Annotated in this window: 19 protein-coding genes and 2 pseudogenes; 17 read left to right on the plus strand and 4 right to left on the minus strand. The window is 73.2% G+C overall.

Annotated elements, in window-relative coordinates; genetic code table 11:
- Window positions 1-146 precede the first annotated feature (146 nt).
- Complete coding sequence (locus ABZX11_RS11190; protein WP_176170420.1) at window positions 147-1,316, plus strand: S8 family peptidase; 1,170 nt, start codon at window positions 147-149, stop codon at window positions 1,314-1,316.
- A gap of 58 nt (window positions 1,317-1,374) precedes the next feature.
- Here ABZX11_RS11190 and ABZX11_RS11195 read toward each other — a convergent pair whose 3' ends face one another.
- From ABZX11_RS11195 to ABZX11_RS11205, 3 genes and pseudogenes are all read right to left on the minus strand, one after another.
- Window positions 1,375-2,175: a hypothetical protein gene (locus ABZX11_RS11195; protein ID WP_354912088.1), complete on the minus strand. Its 801-nt coding sequence runs from the start codon at window positions 2,173-2,175 to the stop codon at window positions 1,375-1,377.
- A gap of 200 nt (window positions 2,176-2,375) precedes the next feature.
- A pseudogene (locus ABZX11_RS11200) lies at window positions 2,376-2,791 on the minus strand (ABC transporter permease); the annotation flags it as partial.
- Window positions 2,790-3,926, minus strand: coding sequence for an acyl-CoA dehydrogenase family protein (locus ABZX11_RS11205; RefSeq protein WP_354912091.1), 1,137 nt, complete (start codon window positions 3,924-3,926; stop codon window positions 2,790-2,792). The pseudogene ABZX11_RS11200 and the gene ABZX11_RS11205, both read right to left, overlap by 2 nt.
- Before the next feature lie 163 nt (window positions 3,927-4,089).
- Between ABZX11_RS11205 and ABZX11_RS11210 the strand changes: the two genes are divergently transcribed.
- The 14 genes from ABZX11_RS11210 (at window position 4,090) to ABZX11_RS11275 (ending at window position 16,595) form a co-directional block, all read left to right on the plus strand.
- Window positions 4,090-5,199, plus strand: coding sequence for an LLM class flavin-dependent oxidoreductase (locus tag ABZX11_RS11210; protein WP_354912094.1), 1,110 nt, complete (start codon window positions 4,090-4,092; stop codon window positions 5,197-5,199).
- Window positions 5,196-5,873: an alpha/beta hydrolase gene (locus ABZX11_RS11215; protein ID WP_354912096.1), complete on the plus strand. Its 678-nt coding sequence runs from the start codon at window positions 5,196-5,198 to the stop codon at window positions 5,871-5,873. The genes ABZX11_RS11210 and ABZX11_RS11215 overlap by 4 nt, the downstream gene beginning before the upstream one ends.
- 8 nt (window positions 5,874-5,881) lie before the next feature.
- On the plus strand, window positions 5,882-6,304 hold the full coding sequence (locus ABZX11_RS11220; protein WP_176170425.1) for an Rrf2 family transcriptional regulator: 423 nt from the start codon (window positions 5,882-5,884) through the stop codon (window positions 6,302-6,304).
- An 11-nt stretch (window positions 6,305-6,315) separates the two neighbouring features.
- Complete coding sequence (locus ABZX11_RS11225; protein WP_176170426.1) at window positions 6,316-6,744, plus strand: cupin domain-containing protein; 429 nt, start codon at window positions 6,316-6,318, stop codon at window positions 6,742-6,744.
- 3 nt (window positions 6,745-6,747) lie between these two features.
- Window positions 6,748-7,473 carry a DsbA family protein gene (locus ABZX11_RS11230; protein WP_176170427.1) on the plus strand — a complete coding sequence of 242 codons (726 nt, stop codon included), beginning with the start codon at window positions 6,748-6,750 and terminating at the stop codon, window positions 7,471-7,473.
- 100 nt (window positions 7,474-7,573) lie between these two features.
- Window positions 7,574-8,542 carry an ABC transporter substrate-binding protein gene (locus ABZX11_RS11235; protein WP_354912101.1) on the plus strand — a complete coding sequence of 323 codons (969 nt, stop codon included), beginning with the start codon at window positions 7,574-7,576 and terminating at the stop codon, window positions 8,540-8,542.
- Window positions 8,539-9,345, plus strand: coding sequence for an ABC transporter permease subunit (locus tag ABZX11_RS11240; protein ID WP_176170429.1), 807 nt, complete (start codon window positions 8,539-8,541; stop codon window positions 9,343-9,345). Before ABZX11_RS11235 ends, ABZX11_RS11240 begins: the two co-directional genes overlap by 4 nt.
- A gap of 17 nt (window positions 9,346-9,362) precedes the next feature.
- The gene (locus ABZX11_RS11245; RefSeq protein WP_354912104.1) at window positions 9,363-10,331 is read left to right on the plus strand and encodes an ABC transporter substrate-binding protein; all 969 of its coding nucleotides are present in this window, start codon (window positions 9,363-9,365) and stop codon (window positions 10,329-10,331) included.
- Complete coding sequence (locus tag ABZX11_RS11250; RefSeq protein WP_176170431.1) at window positions 10,328-11,026, plus strand: ABC transporter ATP-binding protein; 699 nt, start codon at window positions 10,328-10,330, stop codon at window positions 11,024-11,026. The genes ABZX11_RS11245 and ABZX11_RS11250 overlap by 4 nt, the downstream gene beginning before the upstream one ends.
- The gene (locus tag ABZX11_RS11255; protein WP_176170432.1) at window positions 11,023-12,483 is read left to right on the plus strand and encodes an FAD-binding protein; all 1,461 of its coding nucleotides are present in this window, start codon (window positions 11,023-11,025) and stop codon (window positions 12,481-12,483) included. The genes ABZX11_RS11250 and ABZX11_RS11255 overlap by 4 nt, the downstream gene beginning before the upstream one ends.
- Window positions 12,480-12,833, plus strand: coding sequence for a ferredoxin family protein (locus tag ABZX11_RS11260; RefSeq protein ID WP_176170433.1), 354 nt, complete (start codon window positions 12,480-12,482; stop codon window positions 12,831-12,833). Before ABZX11_RS11255 ends, ABZX11_RS11260 begins: the two co-directional genes overlap by 4 nt.
- On the plus strand, window positions 12,830-13,885 hold the full coding sequence (locus ABZX11_RS11265; protein WP_354912109.1) for an LLM class flavin-dependent oxidoreductase: 1,056 nt from the start codon (window positions 12,830-12,832) through the stop codon (window positions 13,883-13,885). Before ABZX11_RS11260 ends, ABZX11_RS11265 begins: the two co-directional genes overlap by 4 nt.
- A complete protein-coding gene (locus ABZX11_RS11270) occupies window positions 13,882-16,104 on the plus strand; it encodes a molybdopterin-dependent oxidoreductase (RefSeq protein WP_354912112.1) in 2,223 nt (740 codons plus the stop codon). The genes ABZX11_RS11265 and ABZX11_RS11270 overlap by 4 nt, the downstream gene beginning before the upstream one ends.
- Window positions 16,104-16,595: a flavin reductase family protein gene (locus ABZX11_RS11275; RefSeq protein WP_176170436.1), complete on the plus strand. Its 492-nt coding sequence runs from the start codon at window positions 16,104-16,106 to the stop codon at window positions 16,593-16,595. Before ABZX11_RS11270 ends, ABZX11_RS11275 begins: the two co-directional genes overlap by 1 nt.
- A 3-nt stretch (window positions 16,596-16,598) precedes the next feature.
- Here ABZX11_RS11275 and ABZX11_RS11280 read toward each other — a convergent pair whose 3' ends face one another.
- Window positions 16,599-17,147 carry a TetR/AcrR family transcriptional regulator C-terminal domain-containing protein gene (locus ABZX11_RS11280; RefSeq protein ID WP_254896729.1) on the minus strand — a complete coding sequence of 183 codons (549 nt, stop codon included), beginning with the start codon at window positions 17,145-17,147 and terminating at the stop codon, window positions 16,599-16,601.
- A gap of 35 nt (window positions 17,148-17,182) precedes the next feature.
- Here ABZX11_RS11280 and ABZX11_RS11285 point away from each other — a divergent pair.
- A pseudogene (locus tag ABZX11_RS11285) lies at window positions 17,183-17,752 on the plus strand (nitroreductase family protein); the annotation flags it as partial.
- Window positions 17,753-17,861: 109 nt separating this feature from the next.
- Window positions 17,862-18,701: a helix-turn-helix transcriptional regulator gene (locus ABZX11_RS11290; protein ID WP_354912116.1), complete on the plus strand. Its 840-nt coding sequence runs from the start codon at window positions 17,862-17,864 to the stop codon at window positions 18,699-18,701.
- Window positions 18,702-18,725: the final 24 nt, after the last annotated feature.

The raw sequence follows: 18,725 nt of genomic DNA on the forward strand, positions 1-18,725 counted from the left end.
TCGCGGGAACCTCCTTTCGTAGGGCGGAAACCCGCCGCCACAGCGCCGCAAAACCGGCGCAAAAACGCAAAAACCCGCTCCTGCCGAGAAAACACGCGCGGGCCTAACTTCGGTGGCGAACGTCCCCTTCCCCCGAGGAGCAGGAAATGCGAGCAGCGAGACTCACCGGAGCCGCGGTCGCCGTGGCGGCGGCGGTCGTCTTCACCGGTGTCACCCCCGCCCAGGCCGCCGAAGGCGTCGTGCTCGGCACCGCCGATGCCGGGACCGTCGACGGCAGCTACATCGTCGTGCTGAAGGACAGCGCCAAGAACACGAACAGCGGCGACCTCGCCCGGCGGTACAGCGGGACCGTCGGGCGGGTCTACACGCAGAACCTCGCCGGGTTCTCCGTACGCCTGGACGAGAAACACGCCAAGCGCCTCGCCGCCGACAACGCGGTGGCCTTCGTCGAACAGGACAAGACCGTCCACGCCGAAGCCGTCCAGCAGAACCCGCCGTCGTGGGGCCTGGACCGGGTCGACCAGCGGAACCTACCGCTGAACAACCAGTACTCCTACACCACCACGGCGTCGAACGTGAACGTCTACGTGCTCGACACCGGCATCCGCGCGACGCACCAGACGTTCGGCGGGCGCGTGCACCAGGGCTACGACTTCGTCGACAACGACACGAACGCCGACGACGGCTACGGGCACGGCACGCACGTGGCCGCGACGATCGCCGGTTCGCAGTACGGGGTCGCGAAGGGCGCTCAGCTGTACCCGGTGCGGGTGCTCGGCTCCGACGGCAGCGGCACGATCTCCGGCGTGATCGCCGGCGTCAACTGGATCACCTCCAACGCCAAGAAGCCCGCCGTGGCCAACGCCAGCCTGGGTGGCGGGGTGTCGTCCGCCCTCGACACGGCGGTCCGGAACTCCGTCAACTCGGGCATCACCTGGGCCGTCGCCGCGGGCAACTCCAACGCCAACGCCTCGACCTCGTCGCCCGCCCGCGTCGCCGAAGCCATCACCGTCGCCGCCGCGGACAAGACCGACACCCGCGCGTCCTTCTCCAACTACGGTGCCGGTGTCGACCTGTTCGCCCCCGGCGTCGGCATCACCTCGGCCTGGAACACCAACGACACCGCCAGCTACACCGGCAACGGCACGTCGTTCGCGTCGCCGCACGTCGCCGGCGCCGCGGCGATCTACCTCGCCACGCACACCACCGCCACCGCGGCGCAGGTCAGCCAGGCGCTGATCGCCGCGGCGACGCCGAACCTGGTCAAGAACCCGGGCAGCGGCACCCCGAACCGGACCCTCTACATCGCACCCTGACGCCGCACCGGAAAGGAGGGCGGGGCCCCGGCGAGCGCGCCGGGGCCCCGCTTGCGTTTCACGGTTCCCACCGGATCCCGACCCGGCCGGCGGCGTCGGCTTCGGCGACGTGCACGGTCCCGCCGGAGTCCGGCCACAGCTCACGGACAGCGCCGTCGCCGGGCAGCCGCACGCACCGCGCCGGCAGCTCGGCGAAGCGGGCCTCCAGCAGGTAGTCGCGGACCGGGTGGTCGAAGACGCGCAGGAACTCGTGCGCGGCCGGCCGGGCCGGGAACGTCGCCCCGTATTCGACGATGACGGACTCCCCGGGGGCGGGTGCGGCGTCCAGCACGAGGTCCGCGGTCAGCAGGCTGCGGTCGAGGTCGTGCCCGACGCTGCCGACGCGGCAGTTGCGGTCCGCGACGATCTTCGGCGTCACGCCGGGTGGCAGGTCCCACCGCACCGGCCAGCGCTCCGACCCGGCCTCGACGGCACGCAGCACCACCCGGACGCGCACGGCGGCGAGCCGGCCGCGCTCGTCGATTTCCGCGCGGTCGTGCTGGCTGAGCACGACCAGCCGGCCGTGCCGCCGCGGCCGTGGCGGCCCCAGCAACGTGCCCAGCGAGCCGGACGGCAGGTCGAGCAGTTGTTCCAGCCCCGCGAGCACCCGCAGTGACTCGGCGCGCTCCGGGCGCCGCCGTCCGGACTGCCAGAGGCTCAGCGTCGGAACGCTGACCGTGAGACCGCGCCGTGCGAGGCGGTGGCGGATGCGGTCCAGCGACAGCCCGCTCTCCCCGATGGCCGCCCGCAGCGCGTCGGGGAACGGACCCTGGGCGAGCAGGCGGTTCAGGTCGGCCGAGCGTGCGGCGACGGGGCGCATGGGAGCTCCTCGGGACGGATCGGTCGCGGAGTCACGCTCAGCGACACCAGCTCCGGCTCACCGGCGCCGTCGTCCACGGTCGTGTGAGACTCCATCCCGTTGCCATACACCGAAAGTAAGCAGGCGTACGTTAAGTGTCAACGTTGTCCGAATTCTGAGCTCCGCCCGGAGTTCAGGCCGCGATCGCGTTCAGCTCCCGGCTACCGGGTTCGCCGCCGCAGCACCTTCCGTTCGAGCAGCCGGACCAGCGCGTCGGTGACCAGGCCGAGCAGCGCGTACAGGACCAGTCCGACGACCACCACGTCGGTGCGGGCGTCACGGGCGCTGGGGTTCAGCCGGGCGGAGCGGCTCTGGCACGTGGTCAACGTCCACTCGGGAATCCGCGGCGCCGACCCGGCACTGGTCGAAGCTCTTCGCCGATGCCGAACCACAGGATGAACAGCGGGATCAGGCCGAGGAACGGCAGCGTCCGCAGCATCTGCACCGGCGGGTCGACCAGGGCTTCGCCCCAGCGGGACAGCCCGGAGACGATGCCGAGCAGGACACCGGCGAGCGCGCCGAGGGCGAAGCCGGAACCGACGCGGCCGAGGGAAACGGCGAAGGCGGCACCGAGTTCAACCGAGGATGGACCGGCCCAGCCCGGTCAGCACGGCGTCGTCCTGCGGGGTGTGCACCCGGCTGCACAGCACGTCGCGGTAGTGCCGCTGCAGCGGGTTGGCCCGCGTCAGCCCCGGGTTCCCGGCCAGCGCGACGGCCTGTTCCACCGCCTCGATGAGCAGCCTGGTCGCGAGCACCTTCGCCACCCCCGCCTGCGCCGCCGCGGCCGGGTCGCCCTCGTCGGCCCGGCGGGCGATCCCGAACAGGATCTCCTCCGCTCCGGTGATCCGCGCCGCGATCTCCCCGACCCCGCTCTGGAACCGCGGCAGGGTGGCCAGTGGCTTGCCGAGCCCGCTGGGGACGCGGTCCCGCAGGAACCCGGTCAGCCAGTCGAGCGCGTTGCGCGCGACACCGAGGTAGATCGACGGCAGCGCCAGCGGAAAAGCAAGCACCGGCGCCCGCTGGGTGTCCGGTGTGGACAGTCCGGGCGGCGCCTCCGCCGGTACGTCGGTGAACACGACGTCGTGGCTAGCACTGGCGCGCAGCCCGAGGTGGTCCCAGGTCGGCTCGATCGCGATGCCCGGCGCGCCGGCCCGGACCAGGAACCCGCCCACCCGCGGCGACGGCTCGTCGGTGCGGGCCCAGACGACCATCCACCGCAGGCCCACCGAACCGGTCGAGTAGATCTTGCGTCCGGACAGGCGCCAGCCGTCCGCCGTCCGGCGGGCGGTCGTCGCGGGCAGGCCGCCGCGGGTCGGCGAGCCGAGCTCCGGTTCGACGCGCAACGCGTTGATCAGCACCGGCCGCTCGGCGGATTCGGCGAGCACGCGCCGGTAGACCTCGTCGGGCCAGGACGGCTCGGCGCCCTGCGCGGCGTGGACGAACAGCGTCATCGCGGTGACCAGCGCCACCGACGGATCCCCGCGCCCCAGCTCGGAAAGCAGCCGGGCGGTGTCGAGGACGCCGGCGCCCGGACCGCCGTAGCGCGGGTGCACGGTCGTGGTCAGCAAGCCGGCGGCGTGGACCAGCTCGACACCCTCGTGCGGGAACGTCGCTTCGCGGTCGTGCTCGCCGGCCCGTGCGGACAGCGCGCTGACGATCGACGGCAACGCGGCCAGGTCGGGCTGCGGCACGGTGGCGACGCTCGTGGTCACGGATCCTCCCGGGGAGTCGGCGAGCGGGTGCGACGATAAGCCGCCCGGTGCGGCCGGAGCCAGCGCCGTCCACCAATTGGACACCCGGAGATGCCCAATTGACAGTGCGGCCGCCCGTGTCGTTCGCTGGAGAAGCGTTTTGCTGCGGCGAAAGGAAAAGCAGATGCCCGTCGAGTTCGTCGGCATGATCGGCACCCAGGACGCGAGCGAAACCCGGCCCGCCAGAGGCCCGGTCATCGACCCCGCCTACGTCCGCCGGTTCGCCAGGGCGCACGAGGACGGCGGGTTCGACCGCGTGCTCATCGGCTACGGCGCGGGCTGGCCGGAGGGCCAGCAGGTCGCCGCCTACGCGGCTGCGCACACCGAGCGCCTCGGCCTGCTCGTAGCCCACCGCCCCGGGTTCGTCGCGCCGACGCTGGCCGCCCGCGCGTTCGCCACCCTCGACCACTTCAGCGGCGGCCGGGTCGCCGTGCACACCATCACCGGCGGCAGCGACGTCGAGCAGGCCCGCGACGGCGACTACCTGCCCAAGGGCGAGCGCTACGAGCGCACCGGCGAGTACCTGGAGATCCTCAAGCGCGCCTGGACGTCCGGATCCGCGTTTTCCCACCACGGCAAGCACTACCGGCTCGACGACTACACCCCGCAGGTGCGGCCGCTGCAGAACCCGCGGATCCCGCTGTACTTCGGCGGTTCCTCGGAGGCGGCCTACCGGGTCGGCGGCGAGCACGCCGACGTGTTCGCGCTCTGGGGCGAACCGCTGAAGGAGACCGCGGAGCAGATCGCCTCCGTCCGGGCGGCGGCGAAGGCGGCCGGACGGCCGACCCCGCCGCGGATCAGCGTGTCCTTCCGGCCCATCCTGGGCCCGACCGAGGAACTGGCCTGGGAACGGGCCGAGCGGATCCTCGACAAGATCACCGCGTCCGGCGCGGCCAAGGCCGCTCGCGAGTGGCGCGACGGCGGCGCGCCCACCAACGTCGGCAGCGTCCGGCTGCTGGCCGCGGCGGCGAAGGCCGATCGCCACGACCGTGCACTGTGGACACCCCTGGCCACGGCCACCGGTGCCGCGGGCAACTCCACCGCGCTGGTCGGCACCCCCGAGACGGTGGCCAGGGCCCTGCTGGACTACGTCGACATCGGTGTCACCACGCTGCTGATCCGCGGCTACGACCCGCTCGACGACGCGATCGACTACGGCAGGCACCTGCTGCCGCTCGTGCGCTCCGAGCTGGCCCGCCGCGAGCGGCAGCCGGCCACGGCGGCCGCCGTATGACCCGCGCTCCCGCCGCGGCCGCCCGCTGGGCCCCGCCGGAGGGCGTGGCGGTGCGCGGCACGGTCGTGCTCCTGCCCGGCCGGGGCGAGCACCCCGGGCTCTACGCCCGGCTGGGCACCCGGCTGGCCTTCGACGGCTACCGGGTCGTCGCCGTGGCCGCTCCGGACGACGCCGCGGGCGAGCTCCGCGGCACCCCGGTGCCGGTGGTCCTGCTCGGCAGTGACACCGGCGGCCTCGCCGCCCTCGCCCTCGCCGCCGAGCTGCCGGTGCACGCGGTCGTCGCCGCCGGTCTGCCGCTGTCGGCCGAGCACGTCGACGACTCCTCGTGGGAAAGCGAGCTCGACGCGCGGACGGCCTGCCCGGTCCACCGGACACTGCTCGAGGCCGACGACCGCCTCCGGCGCGGCGCCGTGCTCACCGACCCGGCCGGCGTCCCGGCGGTGCTCCCCCGCACCCCGGTGCTCGTCCTGCACGGCAGCGCGGACCGGGTCGCGGACCCGAAGGCCGCGCGCGCGTTCGCCGAGATGCTCCCGGCCGGCCGGTTCGCGCTGATCGAGGGCGGCAGGCACGACGTCCTCAACGACGTCGCCCACCGCAGCGTGGCCGCCGAGATCGTCCAGTTCCTGGAGTGGCTGCGCGCCGGGACGCGCGGGCCGCTGCTGGTCCGGGGATGATGGCGGGCATGCGCATCTCGGCCAGGGCGGACTACGCGATCAGGGTGCTGCTGGAGCTCGCCGCGGACACCTCGCGGCCGATCACCTGCGAAGCCGTCGCCTCCACCCAGGACATCCCCGCCCGGTTCATCAAGGCGGTCATGCGGGACCTGCGCCAGGCGGGGCTGGTCCGCAGCCAGCGCGGCTGCGAAGGCGGCTACTGGCTGGCCAGGGCGGCCGGCGAGGTGACCGTGCGGGACGCCGTGGTGGCGGTCGACGGCGAGTTCCTCTCCGTCCGCGGCGAACCCCGCCCGGCGCTGGCCTACCACGGCACGGCCGCCGGGCTCACGCCGTTCTGGTCCGGCCTCGAGGCCGGGCTCGACGCGCTGCTGCGCGCCACGACCATCGCCGACCTGCTCGACGGCGCGGCGCCCGCCCGCGTCGCCACCTGAAAGGACTTCGCGTGAGCGACCTCTGGCACCAGCCCCTGCGGCACATCCGCGGCGCCGACCTCACCGGCGACACGAACCAGACGACCGGCATGACCCGCCTGGAGGCGATCTCCGGCAAGACGGTCGGGTCGTCGAAGGTCTGGATGGGCGAGACGCACGTCGCGCCGGTGACCAACTCGGGCGACCACCACCACGGCGAGGCGGAGACGGCCATCTACGTCAAGTCCGGCCACCCGGTGTTCGTCTTCGCCGACGGCGAGGAGGAGATCCGGATCGAAACCGGGCCGGGCGACTACATCTTCGTGCCGCCGTACGTGCCGCACCGCGAAGAGAACCCGACCGACGAAGAGGCGGTCGTGATCATCGCGCGCAGCAGCCAGGAAGGCATCGTGGTCAACCTGCCCAGCCTCTGGTCCCCGGTCGACGTCCCCGAGGACTGAGCCGTGCCGCTCGAAGTCGTCGAGTACACCGATCCCGCGTGCCCGTGGGCGTGGGGGTCGGAACCGAAGTTCCGCCTCCTGCGGGCGGAACTGCCGGACGTCCGGTGGCGCCGGGTGTTCGGCATCCTCTTCGACGACGACGAGGACCCGGCACCCGACCCGGCCGCCGAAGCCGCCTGGTACGCGAAGTTCATCGACGGCGTCACCGAGCACACCGGGGCACCCAAGCCACCGCACCTGGCCTGGGTGGCCCGCACGAGCTGGCCGGCGTCGCTGGCCGCGAAAGCCGCGGAGTCACAGGGGGAAACCGTCGCCGACCTGGTGCTGACCCGGCTGCGGGAGACCACGTTCGTGCACGGCACGCCCGCCGACGACACCGAGCGGGTGCTCGCCGCCGTCGCGGGCGTGCCGGGCCTCGACCTCCCCGCGCTGCGGGCGGCGATGGCGAGCGACGAAGTCCGGCAAGCCGTCCGCGACGACTGGCGCGAAACCCGCAACCCCTGCCCGGAAGTCCTCGACATCACCGCGCCCGGACCGCACAGCGGCCGGGCCAAGCACCTCGAGCACCACGTCCGCTACGCCCTGCCGACGCTGACCTTCACCGGTCCGGGCGGCCGGTTCGTCGTGCCCGGCTGGCGTCCGCTGCGCGAATACTTCGACGCCGCGCGTGCCGCGGCGGTCCACAGTGGATCTCTTCCCGGTTCGTGGGAACCCGCCCGGGAGCGTTGACTCCGCCCGGCCGCGGGGGAAAATAGACACACGCCGGTGACCATTTAGCCCGGCGCCGCAACCGAATCTCCGCGGCCGACACCGCATTGGGGAGTTCCGCATGCCCTCGAAACCCCGGCTCGCCCTGCTCGTGGCCACCCTGCTCGGTCTCACCACCCTGACCGCGTGCGGATCGTCCACATCGGACGCCTCCGGCCCGGTGGTGCTGCGGGTGGGCGACCAGACCGGCGCCACGCAGTCCCGGCTCAAGGCCGCCGGGCTGCTCGACAACCTGCCCTACAAGATCGAGTGGTCGCAGTTCGCCGCGGCGGTCAACCTGCACGAGGCCCTGCGCGCGGACGCGGTCGACATCGGCGGCGCCAACGACTCGCCGACGGTGACCGCGATCGCCGGCGGCTCCAAGATCAAGGTCGCCGCGGCCTGGAGCAACGGCGGCAAGGGCACCTACCTCCTGGTGCCGAAGGACAGTCCCGCGCACACCGTCGCCGACCTCAAGGGCAAGCGGATCTCCCCCACCACCCGGGGCAGCGTCGCGCACTTCCTGGTGATCGGGGCGCTGAAGCAGGCCGGGCTGACCGACAAGGACGTCACCCTGAACTTCCTCGCGCCGTCCGAGGCGAACGGCGCGTTCTCGACCGGCAGCATCGACGCCTGGGCCACCTGGAGCGTCTACGCGGCCCGTGCGCGCGGCGAACTGGGCGCGCGGGTGCTGTCCGACGGCGCGGGCATCAACTCCGGTCTGAACGTGCTGTCGGCCACCGACAAGGCCTTGGGAGATCCGCGGAAGCGGACGGCCATCCAGGACTTCGCGAGCCGCGTCGACAAGAGCTACGCGTGGTCGAAGGACAACCCCGACGCCTTCGACAAGTGGTACGCCGGCTTCGCGCACCAGCCGATCGAGATCGCGAAGCAGGTCCGTCCGGACGAGACGAACTACCAGCGCATCCCGGTCGACGCCGCGCTCGCCGCCCAGCTGCAGAAGACCTACGACACCTGGGTGCAGCAGGGGCTGTTCCCGGACGGGAAGAAGCTCAGCGACTACATCGACGCACGCCTCGATCCGCGATGACGCGCGCCGCAGCCCGGCCCGTCGCGGCCACGTTCCGGTTCCCGTACCGCGCGGTGTCGTGGCTGACCCCGGTCGCCGTGCTCGCGCTCTGGGAACTCCTGGCGCAGACCGGGATCCTGCCCAAGCAGGTGCTCCCGGCCCCGAGCAGCGTGCTCGCCAAGGCGGGCGACCTCGTCGCCGACGGCGAGCTGCCGTCGAACTTGCTGGCCAGTCTGCAGCGGTCGGCGACCGGGTTCGCCATCGGCGCGAGTCTCGGGCTCGGGCTGGGCCTGCTGGTCGGACTGTCCAAAGTGGCCGAAGCGCTGCTGGACCGCAGCATCCAGATGGTCCGCGCGGTGCCGTTCCTGGCCATCCTGCCGCTGGTGATCGTCTGGTTCGGGATCGGCGAGGCCGGGAAGATCTTCCTGATCGCGCTCGGCACCGCCGTCCCGCTCTACCTGACCACCGTGCTCGGCATCCGCCAGATCGACCCGAAGCTGCTGGAGATGACCGACGTCGTCGGTCTGGGCCGGGCCGCGCAGATCCGCTGGGTGGTCCTGCCGGGTGCGCTGCCCTCGATCCTCGGCGGGCTGCGGCTGTCGCTGACGGCGGCCTGGCTCGCGCTCGTCATCGCCGAAACCCTCGGCGCCGACGCGGGACTCGGGTTCATGGCCACCAACGCCCGCGAGTTCCTGCAGACCGACGTGATCGTGCTCGTCGTGCTCATCTACGCCGTGATCGGGATCCTCTGCGACCTCGTCACCCGTCTCCTCGAACGCCGGCTGCTGCGCTGGCACCCCACCTACGCCCGCCTGACCGCCTGACCGCCTGAGGAACCGCCATGACACTCTCCCGCCGCACGTTCCTGACCGCAGCCGGGCTCACCGCCCTCGCCGCCCCGCTCGCCGCGTGCGCCACCGGCTCGGCCGGGGGCGCCACCCAGGGCAAGGTCCGGCTGACCTACAGCACGATCTCCGTCCCGAAGGCCCGTGGCGTGCTCGAGAAGACGCTCGAGGACCAGGGCATCGCCGTCGAGTGGGTGGGTCCGTTCCCCAACCACGCGCCGACGCTGCAGGCGGTCGTCGGCGGCACCGCCGACTTCAGCTTCGGCGGCAGCACCACCCCGGCCGACCAGGCGATCCTCTCGGGTGCCGACCTCGTCTACGTCGCCTGGGCGGCGTCCACCCCGCGGACCACCGCCATCGTCGCCGGGGCACACACCGGCATCGAGAAGGTCACCGACCTGGTGGGCAAGACCGTCGCGGTCAACAAGGCGGGGCTCGGCGAGTTCCTGCTGGTCGCCGCGCTGGAGAAGTACCAGGTACCGCGCGAGTCGGTGAAGGTCACCTACCTCAACCCGCCCGAGGCGTCCGCCGCGTTCGGGGCCGGGAAGATCGACGCCTGGGCCATCTGGCAGGGCTTCCGCGAGATCGCCGAGGTCCAGTACGGCGCCAAGCCCATCTTCGTCGACGGCGACGAGCTGGACTTCCAGATCGACTTCACCAGCTACCTGGTCCGCCGCGACTACGCCGAGAAGAACGTCGACACGATCCGCAAGGTGATCGCCGCGTTCCAGGCCGACTACGAGTGGCAGAACCAGCACTACAAGGAGTCCCTGGACATCGGCAACGCCGTTTCGCACTACCCGCAGGCGGTGCTGGACAAGATGGCCGCCAAGAACGTCCGGACGAAACTGGCCCTGATCGACGACGACGGGATCGCGCAGCTCCAGCGCGGGGCCGACTGGCTCGCCAAGCGCAAGGTGCTCAGCGGCCCGATCACCATCGCCGACCACGCGGTCAAGCTGTGACCACCGCCGTGCGCGTGCGCGCGCTGACCAAGAGCTTCGGGCCGCGGACCGTCCTGGACGGGCTCGACCTCGACATCGCGCCCGGCGAGTTCGTCGCGCTCATCGGGGAAAGCGGCTGCGGCAAGACGACGTTGCTGCGGCTGCTCGCCGGGCTCGACACGCCCGACGGCGGCGAGCTGGCGGCGCCGGCCGAGCGGATGGTCGTGTTCCAGGAGCACCGGCTGCTGCCGTGGCGGCGGGTGTGGCAGAACGTCGCCGTCGGCCTGCCCCGCGAGGCCGCGGCCCGCGCGCTGACCGAGGTCGGCCTGGCCGGGCACCTCGACGCCTGGCCGGTCACGCTGTCGGGCGGCGAGGCCCAGCGCGTCGCCCTCGCCAGGGCGCTGGTGCGCGAACCGCGGCTCCTGCTGCTCGACGAGCCGTTCGCCGCCCTCGACGCGCTCACCCGGATCAAGATGCACGCACTGGTCCGGCAGCTCGTCGACGCGCACCGCCCGGCGGTCCTGCTGGTCACCCACGACGTCGACGAGGCCATCCTGCTCGCCGACCGCGTGGTCGCGATGCGCTCCGGCCGGCTCGCGGCCGAGCACCGCGTCGCCTTCGACGGCGAACGCAGCCGCCGCAACCCGGAGTTCGACGAGCTGCGGCACCGGCTGCTGGCCGAGCTGGGGGTCGCCGAACTGGCGGAGTCCCGGTGAAGGCCGACGTGCTGGTCATCGGCGGCGGCCTCGCCGCGACCTGGACCGCCTTGGCCGCGGCCCAGGCCGGCGGGGACGTGGTGCTGGTGGACAAGGGCTACTGCGGCACCAGCGGCGTCACCGCCACGGCCGGGGTCACGCACTGGTTCGTCGAACCGCGGGACCACGAGCGCGCGGTGGCCGAGCGGCACGCGCACGCCGGCGGCCTCGCCGATCCCGAACAGGCGCTGCGGGTGCTGCGCACGACGTGGGAGCGGCTGCCCACGCTGGACCGGTACTACCCGTTCCCGGTGCGCGACGGCGAGCCCGACCGGACGAACAACGTGCGCGGGCCGGAGTACCTGCGGGCGATGCGGGGCCTGGTGCACCGCGCCGGGGTCCGGATCCTCGACCACCACCCGGCGCTGGAACTGCTGCTGCGCCCGGACGGTTCCGCCGGCGGCGCGGCCGGGGTCCGGCGGCAGGCGGGCGGGAACTGGCAGGTGCAGGCGGGTGCGGTCGTGCTGGCCACCGGCGGCACGGCGTTCCGCTCGCACCTGCTCGGCTCGCGCGGCAACACCGGCGACGGCCACCTGATGGCCGTCGAAGCCGGAGCGCGGCTGTCGGGCATGGAGTTCTCGAACTACTACACCCTCGCCCCGGCGTATTCGACGATGGCGCGGTCGATGACGTACCTGTTCGGCACCTACACCGACGCCGACGGCCGGGTCATCGAGCTGCCGTCCGGCCCGGACCGCAACCGCGTGCTCGGTGCGGCGATGCTGCGCGGCCCGGTGTTCACCACCCTGGACCGGGCACCGGACTGGGTGCGCCGGAAGATGCCGGTGGTCCAGCCCAACTTCCTGCTGCCGTTCACCCGCCGCGGGATCGACCCGTACACCGACCGGTTCGAAGTCACCCTGCTCGGCGAAGGCACCATCCGCGGGGTCGGCGGCCTGGTCGTGGCCCCGGACTGCGCCACGGACGTGCCCGGGCTCTTCGCCGCCGGGGACGTCGCCAGCCGGGTCCCGGTCGTGGGGGCGATCTCCGGCGGCGGCTCGCCGAACTCGGCGTGGGCGGTCTCGTCGGGCACCTGGGCCGGGCGCGCGGCGGTCCGGTACGCCCGCGGCACGAAAGCCTCGCCGGTGCGGCCGATCGGGCGGGCCGGGATCCGGCCGGGCGGCCGACCGGCCACAGTGGACACGACCGCGGTGATCGACGTGGTCCGGGAGGAGCTGAACGCCTACGACAAGAACATGTTCCGGGACGAGGCCGGTCTCCGCCGGTCCCTGGCCCTCCTGGATTCCCTCTGGACGGACGTCGAGGCGGGCTTGACCGGCACCGGCCGCGACGCCGTGACCGCGCGGGAGACCGCGTCACTGGTGGCCATGGGCCGCTGGGTCAAGGAGGCGGCGCTGCGGCGGCGGGAATCCCTCGGCATGCACTGGCGCACGGATCGGCAGGAGGCCGCCGCGTGATCGAACTCGTCCTCGCCGACCGCTGCATCGCCTGCGACAAGTGCGTGCGGGTGTGCCCCACCGACGTCTTCGACGCCGTCCCGGACGCCCCGCCCGTCATCGCCCGCCAGAGCGACTGCCAGACGTGCTTCCTCTGCGAGCTGTACTGCCCGGTCGACGCGCTGTTCGTCGACCCGGACTGCCGCCACTCCGTGGCCGTCGACGAAACCGCCGTCCGGGCGGGCGACTGGCCCGCGCAGTACCGGCGCGACTCCGGCTGGGGCCGGGCCCGCCGCACCCACACCAACGAAAGCTGGCGGATGAGCGACATCTTCGCCGCCGCCCGCGCCCTGGGACAGGAGACCCCGTGACACTCGAATTCATCGGTTACGCCGCCGGCCGCCAGGCCAGCGAGATCATCGCGCCGGAAGGCCCGGTCATCCAGCCCGGCTACCTGCGCGAGGTCGCCCGCACCCACGAAGAGGCCGGGTTCGACCGGGTGCTGATCGCCCAGTCGGCGAGCAGCCCGGACGGGTTCGTGCTCGCCGACCAGGTGCTCGCGGCCACCGAGCGGCTCGGCGTGCTGCTCGCCCACCGCCCCGGGTTCGTCGCGCCCACCCAGCTGGCCCGCAAGTTCGCCACCCTCGACGCGTTCCACCCCGGCCGGGTCGCGCTGCACGTGATCACCGGCGGCGACGACGCCGACCAGGCCCGCGACGGCGACTTCACCGACAAGCCCACCCGCTACCGCCGCACGGACGACTTCCTGACCGTGGTCCGCCGGACGTGGGACTCGGCCGCGCCGTTCGACCACGAAGGCGAGTTCTACCGGGTCCGCGGCGGGCTCTCCGACGTCCGCCCGGCCGCCGGGATCCCGGTGTACTTCGGCGGCGCGTCCGCCGACGCCATCCGGGTCGGCGCCAAGCACGCCGACGTCTACGCGTTCTGGGGCGAGCCACTGGCCGGGATCGCCGAGCGCATCGAGCAGGTCCGCGCGGCCGCCGGCCGGGACATCGCGTTCAGCGTCAGCCTGCGGCCGATCCCGGCGGCCACTGAGGCCGAGGCGTGGGAGCGGGCGCGGGAGATCCTGCGGCTCACCCAGGACCGCGTCGGCGAGTTCAAGGGCCGTCGCGATTCGAGCGAGGCCGTCGGCTCCCGGCGGCTCCTGGAGGCGGCGGCCACCGGCGAGGTGGTGGACGAGCGGCTGTGGACGGCGGTGGCGAAGACGACCGGGGCCGCCGGGAACTCGACCGCGCTGGTCGGCAGCTACGAGCAGGTCGCGGACTCGCTGCTGGACTACGTCCGGCTCGGCGTCGGCACGCTGCTGATCCGCGGGTTCTCGCCGCTGGCCGACGCCCGCGACTACGGCACCCTCGTGAAGCTGGTCCGGGAGCGCGCGGACGCGGCTACCGTCGGCGCATGAAACCGAGCACGTCGCACTGGGGTGCCTTCTCCGCCGAGGTCGACGCCGACGGCCGGCTGCGCGTCGAGCCGCACCCGGCCGATCCGGCGCCGTCGCCGTTGCTGGGCAACCTGGCCGCCGCGCTGGACCACCCGAGCCGGGTGGCCCGGCCGGCGGTCCGCCGCGGCTGGCTCGAGGACGGCCCCGGCCCGGACGACCGCCGCGGCCGCGACGAGTTCGTCGAGGTGCACTGGGACGACGTCCTCGACCGCCTCGCCGCCGAACTGGACCGGGTCCGGACCGAGCACGGCAACCAGGCGATCTTCGGCGGCTCGTACGGCTGGGCGAGCGCCGGGCGGTTCCACCACGCCCAGAGCCAGCTGCACCGGTTCCTGAACACGATCGGCGGCTTCACCGGATCGCGGAACACCTACAGCAACGGGACGTCGTCGGTGCTGCTGCCGCACGTCGTCGGCGACACGCACGCGGTGCTGCGCCAGGCGTCGACCTGGCCGACGATCGCCGAGCACACCGAGCTGATCGTCGCCTTCGGCGGCGTGCCGGAGAAGAACGTGTTCGTCACGCCCGGCGGGGTCACCGTGCACGGCACGCCGGGGCACCTCGCGCGGCTGCGGGCCCGGGTCGCGCTCGTCAGCCCGCTGCGCGACGACCTGCCGTCCACAGTGGACGCCCGGTGGTACCCGGTCCGGCCCGCCACCGACACCGCGCTGATGCTCGCGCTGGCGCACACGCTCGTCGCCGAAGGGTTGCACGACGAGGAATTCCTCGCGCGCTACTGCGTCGGCTTCCCGGAGTTCGAGCGGTACCTGCGCGACAAGGACCCGGAGTGGGCGGCCGGGATCACCGGCGTCCCCGCCGCCGACATCGTCGCGCTCGCGCGCGAGATGGCCGCGCACCGGACGCTGATCACGGTGACGTGGTCCTTGCAGCGCACCGAACACGGCGAGCAACCGGTCTGGGCGGGTATCGCGCTGGCGGCGATGCTGGGCCAGATCGGGCTGCCGGGCGGCGGGTTCGGGCACGGCTACGGCTCGATGGGCGACGTCGGCGACACCGGACCCGAGCTGCGCGTGCCGTACCTACCGCAGGGCGAGAACCCGGTGCGCGAGTTCATCCCGGTGGCGCGGATCGCGGACCTGCTGCTGCACCCGGGTCGCGAGTACGACTACAACGGCGAAGTCCGCCGCTACCCCGGCACCCGGCTCGTCTACTGGGCCGGCGGCAACCCGTTCCACCACCACCAGGACCTCAACCGCCTCCGCCGCGCGTTCACCCGCCCGGACACGATCGTCGTCCACGAACCACACTGGACGGCGACCGCGCGGCACGCCGACATCGTCCTGCCCGTGACCACGGCGCTGGAGCGGGAAGACCTCGGGTCCGGCCGCCGTGACACCCACCTGATCGCGATGCACCGGATCGCGCCTCCCGCGGGAGAAGCGCGCGACGACTACGCGATCTTCGCGGCTCTGGCGGCCCGGCTCGGCGTCGCCGAGGTGTTCACCGAAGGCCGTTCCGCGCGGGATTGGCTGGAGCACCTGTACTGCTCCTGGCGCGAAGAACCGGCGTTCGAACAGTTCTGGGCCGACGGCGAACTGCGGCTGCCGCCCGGCCGCGAGCACCACACGCTGTTCGCGGACTTCCGCGCCGACCCGGTCGCGCATCCCCTGCGCACGCCGAGCGGCCGCATCGAGATCACGTCGGCGACCGTCGCCGGGTTCGGCTACCCGGACTGCCCCGGCCACCCGGTCTGGCTCCCGCCGTCCGAGACCGGTCCGCTGTGGCTGATCGCCAACCAGCCGCACACCCGCCTGCACAGCCAGCTCGACGCCGGTGACGTCAGCAGCGCGGGCAAGGTCGCCGGTCGCGAGCGAATCCGCCTCAACCCGGCCGACGCGGCGGCCCGCGGCATCACGACCGGCGACGTCGTCCGGGTGTTCAACACGCGGGGCGCCTGCCTGGCGGGCGCGGTCCTCGACGACGCCCTCCGCCCCGGCGTCGTCCAGCTCCCGACCGGCGCCTGGTTCGACCCGGTCGAGGACCACCCCACCGGCCCGCTGTGCGCGCACGGCAACCCGAACGTCCTGACGGCCGACATCCCGTCGTCACGGCTTTCGCAGGGCTGCGCCGGTCAGCACGCCGCGGTCGACGTCGAACGCTTCACCGGCCCGGCCCCGCGCGTGCGGGCCCTGCATCCCCCGCTTCGGAAAGGACGCTGATGATCGACCTCCAGTCCGTGACGTCCGAGAGCCACCTGCGCGAAGCCTTCGGCTGCTTCCCCTCCGGCGTCACCGCGGTGTGCGCCCTCGTCGACGGCACACCACGCGGGCTGGCCGCCAGCTCGTTCACGTCGGTCTCGCTGGCGCCGCCACTGGTGTCGATCTGCATCCAGCGGACGTCGTCGACCTGGCCGCTCCTGCGGGACCGGCCGCGGCTGGGCCTCAGCGTCCTCGCCGAAGGACAGGACGACGCCTGCCTCAGCCTCTCCGCCCGCCACGGCGACCGCTTCCGCGACGTCGGCTGGGAGCCCGGCCCGGACGACAGCGTGTTCATCACCGGATCGAGCGCCTGGCTGGAGTGCTCCCTGCACGACGAAGTCCCGGCCGGCGACCACGTGATCGCCCTGCTGGAGATCCACCGCCTGCGCACCGGCGGAACCCCGCCGCTGGTCTTCCACGGCAGCCGCTTCCGCCGGCTCGCCGCCGTCTGAGCCTCACGCCGGCCGCAGCCCGCCGATCAGCAGGTCGAGCTGGTACTCGAAGTCCTGCACGCAGTCACCGGCCTCCAACGCGGGCAGCACCCGGCGCAGGCTCGGCAGTTCCGCCGCGGTGGCCATCCGCCGGAAGTACGCCACCACGGGTTCGGCCCGGACCGCCGGGGTGCCGGTCCCGGCCGTGCCGGTGAGCACCGAGCCGAACAGCATCCCCAGCAGCGACCGGTAAGCACGCGCCGCGGCCTGCTCGGCCAGGCCCGCGTCGAGCAGGGCGCGGAGGATGGCGTCGATCACCCGCAACGCCCCGGCCGAGCGCGGGTTCGCGTCCTGCGCCGCCAGCGCCCGCACGACGACCGGATGCCGCGTGAAGCTCGCGTGCAGTCCTTCGGCCAGCTGCCGGAGCCGCGCGTCCCACGGCGACGCGGGATCCGGCAGGGGCACCTCCTCGAAGACCCGGGCGGTGAGCCCGTCCAGCAGGTCGCCCTTGTTCTCGACGTGGTTGTACAGCGACATCGCCTCGACGCCGGCCGCGGCGGCGACCTTGCGCATCGACAGCGCCGCCAACGGTCCGCCGCAGGCTCGACCTCGACCGCGAAGTGCCCCAGCGGGTGCTCGACGACTGCCTCCGCATCGCCCAGCAGGCACCCGCGGCGGGCAGCATGGCCGCGCAGTTCCGCTGGCTGGTGGTCCGGGACGCCGGGATCAAAGCCAAGATCGCCGCGTACAACCGCGAGACCGCCGAGGCCGCGTGGGCGAAGTACGGTCACCTCGTCGAGGAACGCGCCCTCGCTTCCGCCCAGCACCTCGTCCGCAACCTCGAACGCGTCCCCGTCCTGGCCATCCCCTGCATGATCGGCCGCCCACCGGCCGACGCGTTCTCGCAGTCCGCGTACTTCGGCTCCGCCTACCCCGCCGTGTGGAGCTTCCAGCTCGCCCTGCGCACCCGCGGCCTCGGCAGCTCCATCTGCGGCTACCACCTCCAGGACCACGAAGCCGACGTCGCGAAGCTGCTCGCCATCCCGGACGACGTGACGCAGATCAGCCTGCTCGCCGTCGCCCGCACGACCCAGCGCGACTTCCGGCCCGCCGCGCGCCCGGCCGTCGAGGACATCACCTACTTCGGCACCTGGGGCTCGCGTCAGCCAGAAGAGTGATCACCGGGGCCCGTAGCCGGGGTCTGGGACACCTAGGTTGAGCGTGGCCTTCATGTCCCGGCTTCGCGCGGCGATGCTGGAACCACGCCACGGAGAGAAGGAGGTTGGCATGGCCGGCAACGAGCTCGGCGAGTTCCTTCGGCACCGGCGGGAACGGCTGCGGCCCGAGGATGTCGGGCTGCCCGGCGGTGGCCGGCGCCGCACGCCCGGCCTGCGCCGGGAGGAAGTCGCGAGCCTGGCGGCCCTGTCGCCCGACTACTATTCGCGGCTCGAGCAGGGCCGGGTGCGGACGCCGTCGGCCGCGGCGCTGGCGAGTCTGGCTCGCACCCTGCGGCTCACCGGTGACGAGCAGGACTACCTGTTCCGCCTGGCCGGGCAGCAGCCACCCGAGCCGCGGTCACCGCTGGCGCACGTCGACCCGGCCATGAGCTACCTGCTGGACGCGCTCGGGCACACGCCGGCCCAGGTGGCCGACGACCTGCTCACCGTGGTCGCGCAGAACCGGGCCGCCGAGCACCTGCTGGGTGTCTGGACCGGGCTGCCCGGTTACCGGTCGAACGTCACGTGGCGCTGGTTCGCCGATCCGGCGTCGCGGGACAGCAACGATCCGGCCGAACACGAACGCATCGGCCGGGCCTACGCCGCCGATCTGCGCGCCGGGGTCGCCCAGCGCTCGCCGCGCGACCGGTTCGCGCACGGCCTGGTCGCCGATCTCCTGCAGCGCAGCGACGAGTTCGCCGAACTGTGGGCACAGCAGCACGTCGCGGCGCTCACCTCGGCACCCAAACGCATCCGGCACCCGCTCGTCGGCGACCTCGACCTGCAGTGCGACGTCGTGCTCAGCCCGGCCACCGGGCACCGGCTCGTGCTCTTCCGGCCCCGCCCCGGATCGGACGCGCACGACCAGATCGCGTTCCTCGACGTCCTCGGCAACCAGAACTTCTCCTGAGTCATCTCCCGGCATTTCGGAAGG

It is taken from the genome of Amycolatopsis sp. NPDC004169, assembly GCF_040610315.1.
Lineage (GTDB): Bacteria > Actinomycetota > Actinomycetes > Mycobacteriales > Pseudonocardiaceae > Amycolatopsis.